The organism is Bradyrhizobium sp. USDA 3650, from assembly GCF_054057395.1.
On the sequence record NZ_JBSRZG010000001.1, the window covers coordinates 1,506,731 to 1,525,437 of the forward strand.

The following is an 18,707-nucleotide window of genomic DNA, read 5'->3' on the forward strand; positions in this document are numbered from 1 at the left end:
CCTTGGATGTCAGACTGTTTTTTGGTGTCGTCGAGAAATTTGGTCGTGTGCGGCTTCGAGCCTCCTATGCGAGCTTGACGTCAGGCTCCGCGCGACCGCGCGCGGAGGCCTCCAACAGGAAGGTGTAGCCGGCTTGCGGATCGGCGGCACGCGCCGCCGCATCCATGTCCTGCCAGGCCGAGGTGACGAGGAGACGCGACAGATCAGGGCCGACAAAAGCGGGGCAGCTCGCCTGCTTTGCCGGCACGCTGAGCGAGCGCAGGCGCTCGCCTTGCGGAGAGTAGACGTCGATACGGCCAGCGCCCCAGCAGGCGTTCCAGATGTTTCCGTCGGCGTCGCACACCGAACCGTCAAGACCGCCGATGCCGGTGTGGCGCAGCAGCACTTCCGGCTCGCCGCGCGGCAGGCCGGTCGTGGGATTGAGCGGCACCGCGTAGAGCACCGCGCGCGCAGTGTCGGCGAAGTAGCCGGTGGCGCCATCGGGCGAGAAGCAGATTGAGTTGGGAATGCTGATGCGCGGAAACAGCATCGAGATCTCGCCGCGATGAAACGCGTAGATCGCGCCTGCCCCTGCTTCCGCCTTGCGGCCCATGGTGCCGATCCAGAACGTGCCGGAGGAATGCACGCGGGCATCGTTGGAGCGGGTCGCGGGATTGTCGGCTTCGAGCGGACAGAGCAGCGTCATCGCACCGTCGGCAATTTTGCGGACATAGAGGCCGTCTTCCGCGACGATCAACTGCCGCTCGGCATCGATCCGCCCAAGTGCGCTCGCCATCCGGCCCAGCGCATGAACGCGAATGCCGCCGCTGCCGAGCTGCGCCTCGAACAGTCGTCCCTCGCGGATATCGAACCACCAGGCGGTGTCGGTGGTCACGTCATAGGTCGGTCCCTCGCCGAGATGGCAAGGATCGTTCGAAAGAACCGAGGTCGGCACCTGTTCCATCAGGACCTCCTCACCGCAAAGCGATAGACCGTGTGATGGCGATAGACCTCGCCGGGCGCTAGGCGCGGGCTCGGGAAATCCGGCCGGTTCGGTGCGTCCGGCCAGATATGCGGCTCCAGGCACATGGCGTCCGACTGCCGGTACAGCTTGCCGCCCTTGCCCGAAATCGTGCCGTCGAGATAATTACCCGAATAGACCTGCAGACCGGGCTGATCGGTGAACAGCTCCATGATGCGCCCCGAGCGCGGCGCCTCCAGCCGCGCCGCGAGCGCAAGCTTGCCGTCACGCGCGAGACAGTAGGTGTGATCGTAGCCCTTGCCGTTGCGCAATTGCTGGTCGCTCTCGCGGATGCGCTCGCCGATCGCCCGCGGCTCGCGGAAGTCGAACGGCGTGCCGGCAACGCTGCGCGGCGGCTCGGGCAACGGAATGGCCGTGGGGTCGATCGCGAGGAAATGCGCGGCCGCGACCGTTAGCTTGTGATCGAGAATGGGCGTGCCTGATGTCGCGCCCTCCAGATTGAAGAAGCTGTGGTTGGTCAGGTTGACGATGGTCGGCCGGTCGGTCCGCGCCTCCATGATCAGGGATAGCTCGGCCGAGCCGGTGACGCGATAGGTCAGGCGCACATCGAGCCGACCGGGATAGTTTTCCTCGCCATGCGGGCTCGTGTAGGTCAGTGTGACCGCGGGCTCGGCGCCGTCGTCGATCTCCGCAATGTCCCAGAGCTTGCGGTCGAAGCCGTCGAGGCCGCCATGCAGCGCATTCGGACCGTTGTTGACGGGAAGCTGCACCGTCTCGCCGTCCAGCGAAAATTGTCCGTTGGCGATGCGATTGGCGTAGCGGCCGACGGTGGCGCCGAAGAACTTTCGTTCAGCGAGATAGCCGGCGAACCCATCATGGCCGAGCACGACGTCGTCGTAGCAGCCTTTGGCGTCCGGCGCGATCAGCGCCTGGATCACCGCGCCATGGGTGATGATGCGCGCCTCGAACCCGCCCTCGCCGCGCAGCACGATGCGGTCCACCTTGCGGCCGTCCGGCAGCGTTCCGAAGACATCTTTTTCTATTTTCGATCCAGCCATGATCAATCCACAAACGGTTCGACGATCGTGCGCCTGCCGAGCAGGAAGGCGTCGGCAACGAGACGAAGCGGCGCCAGATCGACATCGCTCGCCCCTGTCGCGGCGAGCGTGACGAAGCGCCGGTAAAGCTCCCGATATTCCTCATCGGGCGCTTCGGCAACGGTCTTGCCGTCGATCGCCATGATCCGGCCGCCGCGGGATAGCGTCATCCGGCCCTGGTCGGTTTCGACCAGGATATCCCAGCTCTGCGGCCCGGTCTGGCGGAAATCGAACTCGGCGGTCACAGGCAGGCCTTCGATGTCGGTCAGCGTCAGCTTCGCGGCGATCGGCGCCTGGCAATTGGCGGGGAAGGCGAGCTCGGCTGCGGTGACGAACACGGGCTGCGGCAGGATCCTGGTCAGGATCGACAGCGCATTGATGCCGGGATCGAACACCCCGAGCCCGCCCGGCTCCCAGATCCACGCCTGCCCGGGATGCCAGACGCGGACGTCCTCTTTCCAGTTGATGTGCACGGAACGGATGCGGCGCGCGGCGAGCCACTCGCGCGCCGGCTCGACTGCCGGCGCATGGCGCGAATGCCAGGTCGCAAACAGCGTTCGCTTGGCCTCACCCGCCATCGCGATCAACGGATCGAGCTCGGCAACTCCGGCGCCGGGCGGCTTCTCCAGCATGACATGCTTGCCGGCTTTGAGCGCTGCGACCGCCTGGGCGCGGCGCACTTGAGGCGGCGTGCAGAGCGACACCGCGTCGATCGGCGGACCTTTTTCCAGCAGCTCCTCGATAGTCGCGAAATGCGGCAGATCCGGCAACGAGGCATTGCGGCTGGCGACGGCGGCCAGCGTCGCGCCGGGAACCGCTGCGATGGCGCCGACATGCTGATCCCGCGCGATCTTGCCGAAGCCGACGATGGCGATTCGAAGTTCAGTCACGATCTTTCTCCAGCTTCCGCGGACGGCAGCGCTTCGGCCGATACAGTCTCGATCACTGTACCCTCGTGGCGGCGCATGCCGTTGTGAATGACGTAGACCATCGCCTCCGAAGCAGTCGTGGCATCACCGGCCGCGATGGCATCGACGATCTTCTGATGCCAGAGCAGAACGGTGTCGCGGTCCTCCGGTTCGACCGGTGCGCTGAGCAGGAATGAGGCGCGCAGCGCAGCCTCGATGACGTGCCCGATCGAGCGCATGAACAGATTTCCGGAGGCGCGCGCCACACCGACATGGAGCGCGAGGTCGGCATCGGCGAAGCCAACGGAGTCGGAGGCTTCAAGCCGCATCCGCTCCATGCAGCGCCGGAGCTCGGACAGATCCTGCTCCGACCGCTGCGCCGCCGCCAGCATCGCCGCGCGCGGCTCGACCGCGAGGCGGATCTCGGCGAGGTCGTTGAGGAAACGCTTGTCGATCCCGGCATCCAGGTGCCAGGCCAGCACGTCGGCGTCGAACATGTTCCAGGCGACGCGCTCGCGCACGACGGTGCCGACGCGCGCCTTGGTAGTAAGCAGGCCCTTGGCCACCAGCGTCTTCACGCTCTCGCGCAGCACCGGTCGCGACACGCCAAACATCGCGATCATCTCGGCATCGCCCGGCAGCCGCGTCCCTTCTGCATATCGGCCGGCGATGATGTCAACGCCGATCGAGCGGGCCACTTCCGCGTGATTTGAGTGCGCCCGGCGCGTCGGAATGACGAGGATGCGCGAGGTGGTCATGAGACTGCTCCCGCGCGCTTTGCCACGGGCCGGCGCGCGAGCGCGACCAAACCCTGTTGCAAGGCGATGAAGGCGAACAGCAGCACCCCGGTCGCGATCTTGGTCCACCAGCTCGACAGCGTCCCGTCGAAATTGATGTAGGTCTGAATCATGCCCTGGATCAGCACGCCGAGGAAGGTGCCGATCACCGAGCCCTGCCCGCCCGTGAGCAGCGTGCCGCCGATCACGACGGCCGCGATGGTATCGAGTTCGACGCCGACGGCGGAGAGCGAGTAGCCGGCGCTGGTGTAGAAGGAGAAGACGATGCCGGCGATGCCAGCGAGCAGGCTCGACAGCATGTAGATCTTCACCGTCATGCTGCCGACGGCAACGCCCATCAGGCTCGCGGTCGCCCGGCTGCCACCGAGCGCATAGACATTGGCGCCGAACCGGGTGAGCTGCAGCAGCAATGCGCCGCCGATCACGATCGCAAGCATGATGATCGCGACCGCCGTCAGCCGTCCACCGCCGGGTAGTCGCAGTGCGAAGTCCGACACGATCGAATAGACCGGTGCCGTGATTGGCACCGATTCCGTCGAGAGCAGGAAGCTGGCACCTCGGGCCAAAAACATCCCGGCGAGCGTCACGATGAAAGGCGGCAAATCGAAGACATGGATCACCGCGCCCATCGCCGCGCCGAAGGCCGCCGAGAGTGCGAGAATGGCGACGAAGGCGACCAGAGGCGGCATTCCCCAGCGCTCAATCGCCAGCGCGACGAACACCGTGGTGAAGCCAATCACCGAACCGACCGAGAGATCGATGCCGCCGGAAATGATGACGAAGGTCATGCCGGTCGCGACAATGCCGAGGAAGGCGTTGTCGGTCAGCAGATTGCCGACCACGCGGGTGGAGGCGATGTTGGGAAACTGCATCGCGCAGAGTGCGAATCCCGCGACGAGCACGATCGCCGTGATGAGGACGGGCGGCAGGCCTTTCATGCCTTGGTCCCCCGCAGCCGCATCACGATTCCGGCAAAGCCGGACAGCTTCGGCGATTGCAGCAGCAGCACGGCGAGCACCACCACCGCCTTGACCAGCAAATTGAACTCCGGCGGATAGCCCGACAGCAGAATGCCCGTGTTCATCGTCTGGATGATCAGCGCGCCGAGTACGGCCAGCACGAGGCTGAAGCGGCCGCCGAACAGCGAGGTGCCGCCGATCACCACCGCAAGGATGGCGTCGAGCTCGAGCCAGAGGCCGGCATTGTTGGCATCCGCGCCCATGATGTCGGCCGCTGCGATCACGCCGGCAAGCGCAGCGCAAACGCCGCACCAGACATAGACCGCCAAAATCATCGCGCGCGTGCCGACGCCGGCAAGCTCGCTCGCCCGCGCATTGCCGCCGGTCGCCTCGATCAGCAATCCGAGTGCGGAGCCGCGCACCACCGCGCCGGTGAGGATCAGCATCCCCAGCGCGATCGCGACCGGCACCGGCAGGCCGAGGATGGACCCATTGCCGAGCCAGACCAGATCGGGCGAGGAGAAGGTCACGATGCGGCCTTCGGTGATGAGCTGGGCGATGCCGCGTCCCGCCACCATCAGGATCAAGGTCGCCACGATCGGCTGCATGCCGAGCACCGCGACGAGAAATCCGTTCCACAATCCGCAGATCAGGCCCGCACCGAGCGCAGCCGCCAGCACCACGGCCAGACTGTGGCTGTCGGCGAGGCTCGCCGCGATCGCGCCGGAGATCGCCATGACAGCACCGACCGACAGATCGATGCCGCGCGTGGCGATCACCAGCACCATGCCGAGCGAGAGCAGCGCCACCGGCGTACCGCGGTTGAGCACGTCGATCATGCTGCCGAACAGCCGGCCGTCCTGGAGGCGCAAATCGAAGAATTGCGGCGACACCACGCGATCGACCGCGAGGATGACGATCAATGCGAGGATCTGGGCAAGGCCGCGGCGCGGCAGCAGCGCTGTCATGTGTGAGCCTCAAGCGCAACGGCGACGCTATCGGCGGCAATGGCGGCGAGAATGTTGCCGACGTCGATCGCCTCGCCCGCGAGCTCCTCGACATGGGCGCGGTCGCGCAGCACCACCACGCGATCGGAATAGGTCACGATCTCGTCGAGCTCGGAGGAAATCACGAGCAGCGCAAGCCCGTCGTCGCAGAGCTCGCGGATCAGGCGGATGATCTCGGCATGCGCGCCGACGTCGATGCCGCGCGTCGGCTCGTCCAGCACTAGGAGCCGCGGCGAGGTCGCGAGCCACCGTGCCAGCAGCACCTTCTGCTGATTGCCGCCAGACAGCAGGCCGACGGGACGCTCCGGATCGGGCGGACGAATGTCGAGCACCTTGACGTAACGGCTCGCGATCTCGTCCTGCTCGCGCCGCGACAGCGGCCGATGCAGACCGCGCTTGGCCTGAAGCGCGAGCACGATGTTCTCGCGGACGGTGAGCTCGGCGACGATACCGTCGGTCTTGCGCTCCTCAGGGCAATAGCCAAAGCCGTGACGCACCCCGTCGCGCGGCGAGTGAAGCCCGACAGGCGCGCCTTCCACCCTCGCCTGCCCGCGATCGGCGCGCTCGGCGCCGAACACCAGCCGGGCCGTCTCGGTCCGGCCCGAGCCGAGCAAGCCGGCGAGACCGACGACCTCGCCATGGCGCAGCTCGAGATTGAACGGCGCGACATAGCCTGATTTGCCATAGTTCTCGAAGCTCGCGCAGACTTCGCGGGCCTGATGCTCGCGCGTCGCGGCCCGCGCGCTGGTGGTCTCGGCCAGCTCGCGGCCGAGCATCATCCGGATCAGCTCGAGCCGCGACAGCGACGCGGTCTCGCGCTCGCCGACCAGGCGACCATTTCGCAAAACGGTGATACGATCGGAGACCTCATAGACCTGGTCGAGGAAATGGCTGACGAAGACGATGCCAATGCCGCGCTTGGCAAGCTGACGCATGATGCGAAAGAGGATCTCGACCTCATGGCGATCGAGGCTCGCGGTCGGCTCGTCCAGGATCAGCACGCGAGCCGAGAGATCGACGGCGCGCGCGATCGCGGTGACATGCTGGATCGCCACCGAATAATTGCCAAGCGGCGCTGATACGTCGATGTCGAGACCGAAATCCGCGAGCAGCGACTTCGCGCGACGCCGCATCTCGCCTTCACGCACGATGCCGAAGCGCATCGGCTGCCGGTCGAGAAACAAATTCTGCGCCACCGAGAGGTTCGGCAGCAAATTGACCTCCTGGTAGACCGTGGCAATGCCGGCCTGAACCGCCGCCTTGGCCGAGCGCGGCGCGACCTCTTCGCCGCTGATCCTGACGATGCCGGCATCGCGCGGGAACACGCCCGTGATCACCTTGATCAGCGTGGATTTGCCGGCGCCGTTCTCACCAAGCAACGCATGAATCTCGCCGGCGCGCAGCGTGAAGTCGACCTCCTGCAACGCATGCACGGCGCCAAAGCTCTTGCTGATCCCGCGCACCTCCAGCAGGGAAGCAGCGGAATCCGGGCTGTTCTCCATGACAAATTCACTCCCAGCGGCGCCCGCTGACGATGCGGACGCGGAGCCTGTTCGTTCGCGCGGCGGTTGCGAGCGGGATCGCCGGACTGCCGAAATACGACCGTCCGGCGACACTCTCGGCTCAGTAACCGAGGCCCTTCTTGCTGTCGTAGATCTTCTGCGGATCATCGGTGGGCGTGTAGAGCTTCGACTCGGTCTGGATCCATTTCGGCGGAACGGTGCCCTTGTCCTTGAAGGCCGCGATGGCATCGAGCGCGGGGCCTGCCATGTTCGGCGTCAGCTCGACCGTGGCATTGGCTTCGCCGGCGACCATCGCCTTGAAGATGTCGGGGACCGCATCGATCGAGACGGTGAGGATCTCCTTGCCCGGCTTGAGGCCGGCTTCCTTCATCGCCTGGATCGCACCGACCATCATGTCGTCGTTGTGCGCATAAACCGCGCAGATCGACTTGCCGCCGCCTTCGGCCTTGATGAAGCTTTCCATCACTTCCTTGCCCTTGGCGCGGGTGAAGTCGCCGGTCTGGCTGCGCACCACCTTCAGGTTCGCATGCTTGGCGATGGCGGTGTCAAAACCCTTCTTGCGGTTGGCGGCGACGCTGGCGCCGACCGTGCCCTGCAATTCGACGATGTTGCAGGCCTTGGCGCCGACGGTCTTGGCCAGCCAGTCGCCGGCGACCTCGCCTTCATGCACGCTGTCTGAGGTCACGGCGGTGAGATAGAGTTCCTTGCCGGAGGGATCGATGTCGCGGTCGAGCAGCACGACCGGAATCTTGGCCTCCTTGGCTTCCTTCAGCACCGAGTCCCAGCCGGTCGAGACGACGGGCGCGAGGAAGATCGCATCGACGTTCTGCGCGATGAAGGAGCGGATCGCCTTGATCTGGTTCTCCTGCTTCTGCTGCGCGTCGGCGATCTTGAGATTGACCTTGCGCTTGGTGGCCTCCTGCTTGGAGACCGAGGTCTCGGCCGCGCGCCAGCCGGATTCCGATCCGATCTGCGAGAAGCCGATGGTGAGCTCGGCGGCATTCGCCGGCAGCGCGAGCAGCAACGCAGCAGTGGCGCTGGCCGCAAAGAGGGCTTTGAGGATCATCAGGCGTATCTCCCAAAATGTTATCCGGGGCGCCGATCGGTAGCATCGCACCCACAGGCCGACCTTTGAGGCGGCGGGAGGGACTATTTCACGGAAGTTTGGTTCCGACTAGTCATATTATCTGACTATTTGGGTCGGACGCGACGGGCTTGCAGCAGGGCCCGGGTATGACACGCCTAGCGCGATTTTGTTCCAGCGATGCAACGCGGAGATGAAGAAAATGATACGGGCTGTTGCGAGAGCGACGGTGCGCTCCCTCGCCCCGATCTTACGGGGAGAGGGTTGGGGTGAGGGGCTCTCTCCGCTCAACCGGTGACAGACGGACTCGTGGAGAGTCCCCCTCACCCGAATTTACGCTTTGCGCAAACTCGACCTCTCCCCGCAAGCGGGGCAAGGTGAAGAAGGTCGGCGCTAGATCAGCTTCCGCTGCGCCAGATTCTTCATCAGCGCGCCGATGCCGAATGTCCAGGGCTCGCACTCGTCGCTGGTCCGCATGCGGTTGACGAGTTTGCCGAGTTGGGGCGCCGAGATCGTGACGATGTCGTCGCGTTTGTGGGTGAACCCCTGTCCCGGCGCGTCGCGATCCTTGACCGGCGCGAACATGGTCCCGAGGAATAGCACGAAGCCATCAGGATATTGGTGCACCTTGCCGATGGTCTGCCCAACCAGATCGGTCGGATCGCGGCTGATCATGCTGATCGATGAATGGCCGTCGAGGACGAAACCATCCTGCCCCTTCACGTTCAGGCTGATGTCGAGCTTGCGAGCGTCGTCGAGGGTAAAGCTGTCGTCGAACAGACGGAGCAGCGGCCCGATGGAGCACGAGGCGTTGTTGTCTTTGGCCTTCGACAACAGCAGCGCCGAACGGCCTTCGAAGTCGCGCAGATTGACGTCGTTGCCGAGCGCGCCCCCGACGATCTTGCCGCGGCTCGAGACGAAGAGCACCAGCTCCGGCTCGGGATTGTTCCAGGTCGACTTCGGATGCAACCCCGCATCCATGCCGGTGCCAACCGACGACAAGGTCGGCGCCTTGGTGAAGACCTCGGCATCGGGGCCGATGCCGACCTCGAGATACTGGCTCCAGGCATTCTGATCGATCAGCACCTGCTTCAGATGCATCGCCTGGTCCGAGCCCGGCTTGAGCTTCGACAGATCATCGCCGATCAGCCGCGTCACTTCTGTCCGGATCGCTTCGGCCGAGGCCGGATTGCCTTTCGCCCGCTCCTCGATCACGCGCTCCAGCATCGAGATGGCAAAGGTGACGCCGGCTGCCTTCAGCGTCTGGAGATCGACCGGCGCGAGCAGCCACGGCTTTTTCGTATCGCGCTGATCAGGTGGCGTGTTGGCGACGATAACCTCGAGGTCGCCGATGCGCTCGCCCTTGATCGCGGCAAGCGCCTTCGCCGGATTGTCTTCCTCGCAGAGTGCGCTGACGGTCGGGAATTTTGCGGTGACGTCGAACACACCATCGCCGCGCACGGCGACCACGGCCGGGCCATTCGCCTGCGGCAGCCAGACGCGGCCGACGAGCGTTCCCCGCGTGCCGTCCTCGGGGAGAAGGTCCTTAACCGTCAATGTAGTCATGGGCGCATCCTCGCTCTTTTCGGATCGGCCTCGCTGGCGGAGGCCTATCACATTGGCGAAGACCAATAAACGTCTGGGACGGGAAGTCCAGCGCGGCAGCCCGCCGCGCTTCTATGCCCCCGCCCGCGCTTTTCGGGCCGCAATCTGCTGAAGCGCCCAGCGCGCGTTCTTGCGCACCTCGGGATCGGGATCGTCGGCGATGACGGCAAGGAAGGCTTCGCCGTCGTGGTGGGCGATCTCGCCGAGCGCGGCAGCCGCCTCTTTCCGCAAATTAGCTTGGTCGTGGTTGACGCAATTGCCGATCGGGCGAACCGCGCGCTCGATCTTCATCCGGCCAAGGCTGCGGATTGCCTTCAGGCGCACCTGCCAGAACTCGTCACTGAGCGAAGCGATGAGCTGTTCGGCGGCGATCGAACCGTTGACGTTGAGGCCCAGCGTTTCCGCGGCCATCTCCCGCACCATCCAGTCCGAATCCTTCAGAGCGCGCGTGATCATCTCGGCCGCAGGCTTCATCTGCGAGAAGGCGAGCGCGCTGACGGCGGCACGGCGCACATGCGCGTCGGGATCGTTGATCAGCGCGGTCAGCGCCGGAATTGATTCCTCCAGCTTGAGGAACCCGATCACGCCGATCGCCTGCACCCGCACCGCAGCATCGGAATCCTGGAGCGCTTCCAGCGCCGGTTTCAGCGTATCCTTGCAGCGCAGCTCCTTCAGCGCACGCAGCGCGCCCATGCGGACGAAGGCGTGGGCATGCTTGACCAGCGGCAGGATGATCTCGGCGCAGGCGGGATCCTTGAACTCCGCCATGCTGTCGGCCGCGGCGGACGCGACGATTCTCTCAGGATCGACCAGCAGCTTCACCAGCGCGCTCGCGGCCTCCGGCCCGTCGAACTCGCCGAGCGCCATCGCGACCTGCTGGCGGACGCCGGCATCGGGATCGGCGACCATTTTGGCGAGATGGCCAACCGCTGCGGGATCGCCGGAATGGCCGAGCGCGATGATGGCGACGCGGCGCTCCCCTGGATCGGCGGCCTGGAGCCGCTCGTCGGCATCTTCGAGATCGTCGTAGGATTCGAACGGGCTCGACATGACTACCTCAGCAGATAGGGAATGTTGACGGTGACGGCGCCGGTCGGGCAATCCGCCTCGCAGGGCATGCAGTACCAGCATTCGTCATAGGCCATGTAGGCCTTGTTGGTCATATCGCTGATCCGCAGTACGTCCAGCGGGCAGACGTCGACGCAAACGGTGCAGCCCTTGTCCGCGATGCATTTGGCGTCGTCGACGACCACCGGAACCGATGTCTGATAAGAAGCGAGAGGCATCGTATGTCTCCTGTTATTTGTGCGGCGGGTCAGGCGGTCGCGCGGATGCGCTGCTTGTCGTAGAGATCCTTCTCATCGTCAGCGATCGGCACGATATAGGGCTCCACGGCACGCTTCTCGCTGGTCATCTTGCCGTCCTGCTTGCTCAGCAGCGTGTGGCAGAACCAGTTCTCGTTGTCCTTCTCGGGGAAATCCGTCCGCCAGTGATAGAGGCCCCAGCGGCTTTCCTCGCGGTAGAGCGAGGCATGCACTGCCATGTCCGCGCAGTCCATGATCGACTGGACTTCGAGCGCGCGCAGCAGTTCGTGCGCATTGCGCGCGATCATGCGCTCCTGCATGTCTTCCCTCGCTTCGGCGAGCCGGCGCATACCGAGTTCGTATTTGCGCGTGACTTTCGGCGGCTGGAGATAGTCATTGACGAGACGCCGGGTCTTGTACTCGATCTGGTTCGGCGGAATGCCGTCCTCGCGTTTGGTCGGCGCCATGACGCGGTCACGTTCGCTGGCAACCTCGGCCGCGTCGAATTCCGCGAAGTCGTGATTGTCAGCGAATTCCATCGCGTCGATGCCGGCGACCGAACCGTTGGTGAAGGCGCCGAGCATGTAATTGTGTGGCACGCTCGCCATGTCGCCGGCGGCATAAAGGCCCGGCACGGTGGTGCGCGCGTTGTCGTCGACGAACACGCCCGACGCACTGTGACCGGAGCAGAATCCGATCTCGGAGATATGCATCTCGATCGACTCGCTGCGGTAGTCGACCCCGCGCCCCTGCTGGAACAGGCCGCGCGTGGGACGCTCGACCTTGTGCAGCGTGGATTCGATCTCCGAGATGGTGTCGGGATGGAGATGCTTGAGCTGGAGAAACACCGGGCCCTTGCCGGACAGCAGCTCGTTGTAGAACTCCAGCATCATCTGGCCGGACCAGTAGTCGCATTCGATGAAGCGCGATCCCTCGTTGTTGGCGGTGAAGGCGCCGAAGGGACCGGCGACGTAGGCGCAGGCCGGCCCGTTATAGTCCTTGATCAGCGGATTGATCTGATAGCATTCGAGATTCGCCAGTGCCGCACCGGCGTGATAGGCCATGGAATAGCCGTCACCGGAATTGGCCGCGTTCTCGTAGGTGCCGAACATGTAGCCGGAGGTCGGCAGACCAAGACGGCCGGCGGCGCCCATGCACAGGATAACGGCCTTGGCCTTGATCACCAGCATCTCGGCGGTGCGGGTGTTGACGCTGATCGCGCCGGCGATGCGGCCATCGGTGGATTTGAGCAGCCGCGTCGCCATATAGCGGTTGGAGATCAGGATGCGGGCACGCCGGAGCTGGCGATACAGCGCCTTCTTCACGGTCTCGCCGTTCGGCATCGGCAGCACGTAGGTGCCGATGTGGTGCACCTTCTTGACGGCGTAGTCGCCGTTCTCGTTCTTCAGGAAGCGGATGCCGAAACTGTCGAGTTCCTCGATGATCGAGTAGCACTTCTGCGCGTATTTGTAGACCGCCTTCTGATCGACGATGCCGTCATTGGCGATGGTGATTTCCTTGGTGTACTGCTCCGGCGTCGCGTAGCCGGGAATGACGGCATTGTTCAAGCCGTCCATGCCCATTGAGATCGCTCCGGAGCGCTTGACGTTCGCCTTTTCGAGCAGGACGACGTTGGCCTTCGGATTCTTCAGCTTCGCCTTCAACGCCGCCATCGGGCCGGCAGTACCGCCGCCGATAACGAGCACGTCGCAGGAAACCTCCGAAAGTCCGTCGACGATCTGATCTAGTGACATCGCTTGCTCCTGGTCCGCCGGCAGATCCGGCGCCTTTGCATCAGATTTGTTCAGCAGGCGTCCCGGCGATAGCAATTAGTTGTCGCCGGGGTGCGATTTGCGCCTCAGCGCTCGACAAAGGCCTTTTCGATCACGAAATGGCCGGGCCGGCTGTGATTGCCCTCGACAAAGCCACGTGCGGACAACATCGCGGGAAGTTCCTCCAGCATCGCCGGGCTGCCGCACAGCATGATGCGGTCGGTCTCGATATCGAGGCCTGACAGACCGATGTCGTCGAACAGCTGGTTCGACGCGATCAGGTCGGAGATGCGGCCGCGATTCCTGAACGGCTCGCGGGTGACGGTCGGGTAGTAGACGAGCTTGTCACGAATCAGCGGCCCGAAGAACTCGTGATTGCGCAGCCCTTCGACGAGGTGCTCGCCATAGGAGAGCTCGGAGACCTGGCGGCAACCATGGGCGAGCACGATGGTCTCGTAATTCTCGTAGACGTCGGGGTCCTTGATCAGGCTGGCGAACGGCGCGAGCCCCGTTCCGGTCGAGAGCAGCAGCAGGCGCTTGCCGGGAATGAGATTGCCGGTGATCAGCGTGCCGGTGGCCTTGCGGCCAACCAGGATGACGTCACCCTCCCTGATCTTCTGAAGGCGTGAGGTCAGCGGACCGTCCTGCACCTTGATCGAGAAGAACTCGAGCGCCTCCTCGTGATTGGCGCTCGCCATGCTGTAGGCCCGCAGCAACGGTTTGCCCTCGACTTCCAGCCCGATCATCGCGAACTGGCCGTTCTGGAAGCGGAAGCCCGGATCGCGCGTCGCGGTGAAGCTGAACAGGCTATCGGTCCAGTGCCTGACCGACAGGACCGTTTCCTTCTGAAATGCGCTCATTGTCTCTCCTGACCTCGATTGCGCACAAGGTTTCGGAGAGACTGGAATCCGGCAACGCCGAACTGAAATTCCCGGTCGATTAGTTTCACATTTCGTGGGCGATGATCGAACAGCAGGCAGCGAAGATCAGCGTCGCGCACCTGCGCCTGGCAATTAGTTGCTAGCGCGGCAGCGCTGCGGCAACGTAGAGAAGGGTCGGAGACACGTCATGACCTTGGTGGCACCGACCGTGGCAGATTACGAAGCAAGCGCCGACCTCGCGACGCTCCGCGTCCGCACCGCTGAGGACGACACGCTGGACTTGCCGGCGGAGACGCTCCGCCTCTCCTGCAAATGCGCCCACTGCAACCCGCGCCCGCTTCGAAGGCCGCTTCCCCGAGCGGTTTCCAGGCATCGCGATCACCGAGATCGGCGATCTCGGTTACGGGCTGAACATCTCTTTTTCGGATGGGCACAATCGGGGGATTTACCCGAAGCCGTATTTGTTGAGCCTGGCGGGGCGGTAGACGCGACAGGTCGTCGTCCAAACTCCGCTGTCATCGCCCGGTCAAGCCGGGCGATGACAGCGGAGTGAATCTGGCACGGACATTGCTCCTCTTTAGAACGGTTTGAACGTTCTGGAGGCAGATGATGTTGCAGGCGGCGGCCAATGTGGTTCGCGGGACGGTTCCCGCCACGATCCGGCCTGCCGGCGGTTCCTCGCTGCTGCTCACCGAGAACCAGCAATGGATCGGCGGACCGCCGGCGTTGATGGACAAGCTCAGCCAGCGCGAGCGGGAGCTGGTGCTGAAGCAGGGCCGCCGAAAAGTCCTCAACCGTGGCCAGACGCTGTTCAGCCAGGGTGGCAAGCATGACGGTATCTGGCTGATCGAGAGCGGCCGTATCCGGGTGTTCTACACCTCTCCGCTCGGCCGCGAGATCACGCTGGCCTATTGGCATGTCGGCAATTTCGTCGGCGGCCCCGAAGTGTTCGAAGGTACCGTGCATCAATGGTCCGGCGTTGCATCCAGCAATTGCAGCGTGGTGCATCTGCCCGGAAAGGAGCTGCGATCCCTTGCGGTCGAGATCCCGAACCTCGCGATCGGCCTGATCGAAGGCCTGACCTTCAAGGGGAAGTGCTATTCGGCGCTGGCCCAGATGCTGGGAACGCGCTCGATCACACAGCGCCTTGCGCATCTGTTGCTGCATCTCGTCGATCTCTACGGCGTCGAGGACGCCGACGGCCGTGTGATCGCCGCAGCTTTCACCCATGCGGATATCGCCCACATGGTCGGCGCCACCAGGCAATGGGTCACGATCAGCCTGAAGCGCATGCAGGAGAAGGGAATCGTGCTGACCAAGCGTTCGCAGATCGTGGTCTGCCGGCCCGACGTGCTGGAAGAGATGCGAGGGCAAGGGTCTGACTAGGGCCGGTGCCCATGCAAGCGGCTTTATAGTGCAGGACTGCCCAAGGAGTATGCAATCGACTTTTCCCGGCAACTAATCGACTGTGGCGCTCATTCCGGATTTGCCCTGCCCACGCCCTCACCCAATCATGGCAACCACAGCACATCCAACCGAATGAGGATGAGAATGGTCCGCCATCTTCCCACGCTCTCGATCGCGATGTCGGTGACGTCGCTGGCGCTTCTCCTCGCGCAGCCGGCCGCGGCGGAAACCGTTACGCTCGGCATTGGAACGCAGGACACCACGACCAACACGGTGACCGCCGGCGTCGTCATCCGCCAGCTCCATCTCCTCGAGAAATATCTGCCGAAGGACGGCAAATACGCCAACATCAAATTCGAGCTGGAGTGGCAGAACTTCACCTCCGGTCCGCCAGTCACCAACGCGATGATGGCCAACAAGCTGCAGATCGGCATGATGGGCGACTATCCGCTGATCGTGAACGGCTTCACTTTCGACAGCAATCCGGAGAGCAAGAGCCGGCTGATCGGCATCGCCGCCTACAGCCTGTCGGGCTCCGGCAACGGCATCGTCGTTCACAAGGATTCGCCCTACTACGATCTCGCCGATCTCAAGGGCAAGCTCGTCAGCGTGCCGTTCGGCTCTGCTGCGCACGGCATGGTGTTGAAGGCGATGCAGGACCGCGGTTATGCATCGGATTTCTTCCAGCTGGTCAGCCAGAGCCCGGAGGTCGGCTCGACCAATCTCCAGGAGAAGAAGATCGACGCGCATGCCGACTTCGTTCCGTTCGCCGAGTTGCTGCCGTTCCGCGGTTTTGCGCGAAAGATCTTTGACGGCGTCGAGACCAATCTGCCGACCTTCCACGGCATCGTCGTGCGCACCGATTTCGCCGAGAAATACCCCGAAGTTGTTGTTGCCTACTTCAAGGCGCTGATCGCCGCCAATCAATGGCTGCGCGATGATCCCAAGCTCGCCGCCGAGAAGATCCAGGAATGGACCGGCATCAACAAGGAGGTCGTCTACATCTTCCTCGGCCCCAGCGGCAACATGACCACCGATCCCTCGGTCAAGCCGGCTCTGATCGACGCCGCTACCGCCGACGTCAAGGTTCTGCAGAACCTCGGCCGCATGAAGGAGTTCGACCCGAAGAAATGGGTCGACGACAGCTACATCCGCAAAGCCTATGCCGAGATGAAGCTCGACTATGACGGGCAGCTTGCGAGCACCAAGAACTACGAGATCTCCGGCGACGATTCCTTCTGCAAGAAACCGATCGCAGATCCGCGCAAGGCCGGCGAGGTCTGGGTCGACGATTCCGGCATCATGCCCTTCTCGTCAGCCAGCTGCACGCTCGGTGCCTATGCCGACTACAAGGCCAAGGGCAAGAAGATCAACGTCGCCTACGTCTTCGATACCACCCGCGGCATCAAGCTGTTCGCCGACCAGGCCTTCTTCGCGGTCGGCAATGGCGAGGTTGCGCCGTTCCTGTTGAAGAAGGATGCCGAAGCCTATGCCATCAAGATCAGCGGCAAGGTGCTCGGCTTCGACGACGCGGTAAAGGCGGCGGTCAGCGGGGGCAAGACGTGAGCAGTCCCGCCCTCCTCAGACATCCCGAGGACAGCATGCCGGCAAGTGCAATCGTGGAGGCAAGCGCCATGCCCGCCTCCACGCCACCCGCCTCCCCACCCTCCTTCGGCACGCTCGCACTGCGCTGGTACCGGCTCAACCGGGGCGGGCTGCGCGCAACCGCGATCGGCATCATCTCACTGCTCGCCTTTCTGCTGGTCTGGCATCTGCTGACGACCTATCGCGTCGTGTTCTTCGTGCGCTTCACCAACGTGCCCTCGCCGCTCGCGGTCTATGCGAGCTTCACCAAGGCGATCCACGATCCGAAATTCCTGCTGCACGTACTCTTGAGCTGCCGGCGCATCTTCTTCGGCTTCTCGCTCGCGGCAATCGTCGCCGTGCCGCTCGGCCTGATCATGGGCCGCTTCAAGCTTGTCCACGAGATCATCTTCCCCGTGGCGGAGGTGCTGCGGCCGATCCCGGCGATCGCCTGGGTGCCGATGGCGATCATGCTGTGGCCGACCAACGAGCAGAGCATCGTCTACATCACGTTCCTCGGCTCGTTCTTCCCGATCTTGGTCAATACGCTGCACGGCATGTCCCTGGTCGATCCCGTGCTGGTGCGCGCCGCGCAATGTCTCGGCGCGCGGGAGCGCTCGATCTTCCGCGATGTGTATTTTCCGGCCTCGCTCCCGCACATCTTCACCGGCCTCACCGTCGGCATGGGCGTGGCCTGGGTGTCGCTGATCGCCGCCGAGATGATCTCGGGGCAGTACGGCATCGGCTATTTCACCTGGGAGGCCTATTCGCTGGTCCAGTATGCCGACATCGCGCTCGGCATGATCGCGATCGGCGTGCTCGGCCTCGGATCGAGCATGCTGATCCGGGGGGCTGGACAATTGGTGATGCCGTGGAGGCTGAAATGAGCGAGATCGTTGTCAAGGCACCGCAGGGCCATATCGAGGTCAAGAACTTCTCCCTCAGCTACGACAGCATCGAGGGGCCGGTCGAAGCCGTCACCGATACGCAGATTCATGTAAAGCCTGGCGAGTTCGTCTCGATCGTCGGTCCCTCCGGGTGCGGAAAGTCGACGCTGCTCAACGCGGTCGCCGGCTTCCTCAAGCCGACGACGGGCATCGTCACCGTCGACGGCGAGAAGGTGAACGGCCCCAGCGCGGAGCGCGGCATGGTGTTTCAGCAATATTCGCTGTTTCCCTGGAAGACCGTGCGGGAGAACGTCGAGTTCGGCCTGAAGATGCGCGGCATGCCGCGCTCGCAGCGCGAGCGCGCCGCCCGCACCCTGCTGGGACTCGCGGGCCTCGAAGCCTTCGAAAAGCATTACCCCGAGAAACTCTCGGGTGGCATGAAGCAGCGCGTCGGCATCGTCCGCGCGCTCGCGACGGGACCCAAAGTGTTGCTGCTGGACGAACCCTTTGGCGCGCTCGATGCGCAGACCCGGGTCATCATGCAGCAGATACTTACCAACATGTGGCAGCGGCTGAAGATATCGGTGCTGTTCGTCACCCACGACATCGACGAGGCGATCTTCCTATCCGACCGCGTCTACTGCATGACCGCACGGCCCGGCTCGATCAAGGCGGAGATTCCGATCCCGCTGGAGCGGCCGCGGCAGCAGTCGATGATGATGTCATCGGAGTTTTTGGCGTTGCGCCGCGGACTGATGTCGCTGATCCGCGAGGAGAGCATCAAGGCGATGGGCGGCGAGCTCAACGACATGGGCATGCAGGGGCTGAACATCGAGCTGCACGGGCATTCACTCGCCGATGTGATTTAGCGATTTCTCGACGCTTACCCTCTTACTTCCCTTCTCCCCTTGCGGGAGAAGGAAGCGGAGTG

17 protein-coding genes and 1 pseudogene are annotated in these 18,707 nt (G+C 63.9%); 5 read left to right on the top strand and 13 right to left on the bottom strand.

What is annotated here, in order from left to right; all coding sequences use genetic code 11:
* Positions 1-64 precede the first annotated feature (64 nt).
* The 13 genes from ACVIN2_RS07290 to ACVIN2_RS07350 all read right to left on the bottom strand — a co-directional run bounded on the left by ACVIN2_RS07290 (position 65) and on the right by ACVIN2_RS07350 (position 13,877).
* Complete coding sequence (locus tag ACVIN2_RS07290) at positions 65-943, bottom strand: SMP-30/gluconolactonase/LRE family protein (protein WP_456765077.1); 879 nt, start codon at positions 941-943, stop codon at positions 65-67.
* The gene (locus ACVIN2_RS07295; protein WP_456765078.1) at positions 943-2,019 is read right to left on the bottom strand and encodes an aldose epimerase family protein; all 1,077 of its coding nucleotides are present in this window, start codon (positions 2,017-2,019) and stop codon (positions 943-945) included. Before ACVIN2_RS07295 ends, ACVIN2_RS07290 begins: the two co-directional genes overlap by 1 nt.
* Before the next feature lie 2 nt (positions 2,020-2,021).
* Positions 2,022-2,948: a Gfo/Idh/MocA family protein gene (locus ACVIN2_RS07300; RefSeq protein WP_456765079.1), complete on the bottom strand. Its 927-nt coding sequence runs from the start codon at positions 2,946-2,948 to the stop codon at positions 2,022-2,024.
* Positions 2,945-3,724: a FadR/GntR family transcriptional regulator gene (locus ACVIN2_RS07305; RefSeq protein WP_456765080.1), complete on the bottom strand. Its 780-nt coding sequence runs from the start codon at positions 3,722-3,724 to the stop codon at positions 2,945-2,947. The genes ACVIN2_RS07300 and ACVIN2_RS07305 overlap by 4 nt, the downstream gene beginning before the upstream one ends.
* A complete protein-coding gene (gene yjfF / locus ACVIN2_RS07310) occupies positions 3,721-4,701 on the bottom strand; it encodes a galactofuranose ABC transporter, permease protein YjfF (protein WP_456765081.1) in 981 nt (326 codons plus the stop codon). Before yjfF ends, ACVIN2_RS07305 begins: the two co-directional genes overlap by 4 nt.
* Positions 4,698-5,690, bottom strand: a complete 993-nt coding sequence (locus ACVIN2_RS07315; RefSeq protein WP_456765082.1) for an ABC transporter permease — start codon at positions 5,688-5,690, stop codon at positions 4,698-4,700. Before ACVIN2_RS07315 ends, yjfF begins: the two co-directional genes overlap by 4 nt.
* Positions 5,687-7,231, bottom strand: coding sequence for a sugar ABC transporter ATP-binding protein (locus ACVIN2_RS07320; RefSeq protein WP_456765083.1), 1,545 nt, complete (start codon positions 7,229-7,231; stop codon positions 5,687-5,689). The genes ACVIN2_RS07315 and ACVIN2_RS07320 overlap by 4 nt, the downstream gene beginning before the upstream one ends.
* Positions 7,232-7,352: 121 nt before the next feature.
* A complete protein-coding gene (gene ytfQ, locus ACVIN2_RS07325) occupies positions 7,353-8,318 on the bottom strand; it encodes a galactofuranose ABC transporter, galactofuranose-binding protein YtfQ (protein WP_007608422.1) in 966 nt (321 codons plus the stop codon).
* Between the two features lie 411 nt (positions 8,319-8,729).
* Positions 8,730-9,902 (bottom strand): fumarylacetoacetate hydrolase family protein, encoded by a 1,173-nt coding sequence (locus ACVIN2_RS07330; protein WP_456765084.1) that lies wholly within the window; start codon positions 9,900-9,902, stop codon positions 8,730-8,732.
* Positions 9,903-10,013: 111 nt separating this feature from the next.
* Complete coding sequence (locus ACVIN2_RS07335) at positions 10,014-10,991, bottom strand: HEAT repeat domain-containing protein (protein ID WP_456765085.1); 978 nt, start codon at positions 10,989-10,991, stop codon at positions 10,014-10,016.
* Between the two features lie 2 nt (positions 10,992-10,993).
* Positions 10,994-11,227: a 4Fe-4S dicluster domain-containing protein gene (locus ACVIN2_RS07340; protein ID WP_007593252.1), complete on the bottom strand. Its 234-nt coding sequence runs from the start codon at positions 11,225-11,227 to the stop codon at positions 10,994-10,996.
* A 29-nt stretch (positions 11,228-11,256) separates the two neighbouring features.
* On the bottom strand, positions 11,257-12,999 hold the full coding sequence (locus tag ACVIN2_RS07345; protein WP_456765086.1) for a fumarate reductase/succinate dehydrogenase flavoprotein subunit: 1,743 nt from the start codon (positions 12,997-12,999) through the stop codon (positions 11,257-11,259).
* Between the two features lie 104 nt (positions 13,000-13,103).
* Positions 13,104-13,877: a ferredoxin--NADP reductase gene (locus ACVIN2_RS07350; RefSeq protein WP_456765087.1), complete on the bottom strand. Its 774-nt coding sequence runs from the start codon at positions 13,875-13,877 to the stop codon at positions 13,104-13,106.
* 208 nt (positions 13,878-14,085) lie between these two features.
* Between ACVIN2_RS07350 and ACVIN2_RS07355 the strand changes: the two are divergent.
* The 5 genes and pseudogenes from ACVIN2_RS07355 (at position 14,086) to ACVIN2_RS07375 (ending at position 18,645) form a co-directional block, all read left to right on the top strand.
* Positions 14,086-14,383, top strand: a pseudogene (locus ACVIN2_RS07355) (gamma-butyrobetaine hydroxylase-like domain-containing protein).
* Between the two features lie 121 nt (positions 14,384-14,504).
* A complete protein-coding gene (locus tag ACVIN2_RS07360) occupies positions 14,505-15,284 on the top strand; it encodes a Crp/Fnr family transcriptional regulator (protein WP_456765088.1) in 780 nt (259 codons plus the stop codon).
* A gap of 165 nt (positions 15,285-15,449) precedes the next feature.
* A complete protein-coding gene (locus ACVIN2_RS07365; RefSeq protein WP_456765089.1) occupies positions 15,450-16,871 on the top strand; it encodes an ABC transporter substrate-binding protein in 1,422 nt (473 codons plus the stop codon).
* Positions 16,868-17,776 carry an ABC transporter permease gene (locus tag ACVIN2_RS07370; RefSeq protein ID WP_456765090.1) on the top strand — a complete coding sequence of 303 codons (909 nt, stop codon included), beginning with the start codon at positions 16,868-16,870 and terminating at the stop codon, positions 17,774-17,776. The genes ACVIN2_RS07365 and ACVIN2_RS07370 overlap by 4 nt, the downstream gene beginning before the upstream one ends.
* Positions 17,773-18,645: an ABC transporter ATP-binding protein gene (locus tag ACVIN2_RS07375; protein ID WP_027517023.1), complete on the top strand. Its 873-nt coding sequence runs from the start codon at positions 17,773-17,775 to the stop codon at positions 18,643-18,645. Before ACVIN2_RS07370 ends, ACVIN2_RS07375 begins: the two co-directional genes overlap by 4 nt.
* The last annotated feature ends 62 nt before the right edge of the window (positions 18,646-18,707 follow it).

Bases quoted from the DNA above. Each gene is read 5' to 3' on its own strand.
- ACVIN2_RS07295 (WP_456765078.1), bottom strand. From the start codon at position 2,019: ATGGCTGGATCGAAAATAGAAAAAGATGTCTTCGGAACGCTGCCGGAC.
- ytfQ (WP_007608422.1), bottom strand. From the start codon at position 8,318: ATGATCCTCAAAGCCCTCTTTGCGGCCAGCGCCACTGCTGCGTTGCTG.
- ACVIN2_RS07345 (WP_456765086.1), bottom strand. From the start codon at position 12,999: ATGTCACTAGATCAGATCGTCGACGGACTTTCGGAGGTTTCCTGCGAC.
- ACVIN2_RS07365 (WP_456765089.1), top strand. From the start codon at position 15,450: ATGGTCCGCCATCTTCCCACGCTCTCGATCGCGATGTCGGTGACGTCG.
- ACVIN2_RS07375 (WP_027517023.1), top strand. From the start codon at position 17,773: ATGAGCGAGATCGTTGTCAAGGCACCGCAGGGCCATATCGAGGTCAAG.
- ACVIN2_RS07305 (WP_456765080.1), bottom strand. From the start codon at position 3,724: ATGACCACCTCGCGCATCCTCGTCATTCCGACGCGCCGGGCGCACTCA.
- ACVIN2_RS07360 (WP_456765088.1), top strand. From the start codon at position 14,505: ATGATGTTGCAGGCGGCGGCCAATGTGGTTCGCGGGACGGTTCCCGCC.
- ACVIN2_RS07350 (WP_456765087.1), bottom strand. From the start codon at position 13,877: ATGAGCGCATTTCAGAAGGAAACGGTCCTGTCGGTCAGGCACTGGACC.
- ACVIN2_RS07320 (WP_456765083.1), bottom strand. From the start codon at position 7,231: ATGGAGAACAGCCCGGATTCCGCTGCTTCCCTGCTGGAGGTGCGCGGG.
- ACVIN2_RS07330 (WP_456765084.1), bottom strand. From the start codon at position 9,902: ATGACTACATTGACGGTTAAGGACCTTCTCCCCGAGGACGGCACGCGG.
- yjfF (WP_456765081.1), bottom strand. From the start codon at position 4,701: ATGAAAGGCCTGCCGCCCGTCCTCATCACGGCGATCGTGCTCGTCGCG.
- ACVIN2_RS07335 (WP_456765085.1), bottom strand. From the start codon at position 10,991: ATGTCGAGCCCGTTCGAATCCTACGACGATCTCGAAGATGCCGACGAG.
- ACVIN2_RS07290 (WP_456765077.1), bottom strand. From the start codon at position 943: ATGGAACAGGTGCCGACCTCGGTTCTTTCGAACGATCCTTGCCATCTC.
- ACVIN2_RS07340 (WP_007593252.1), bottom strand. From the start codon at position 11,227: ATGCCTCTCGCTTCTTATCAGACATCGGTTCCGGTGGTCGTCGACGAC.
- ACVIN2_RS07315 (WP_456765082.1), bottom strand. From the start codon at position 5,690: ATGACAGCGCTGCTGCCGCGCCGCGGCCTTGCCCAGATCCTCGCATTG.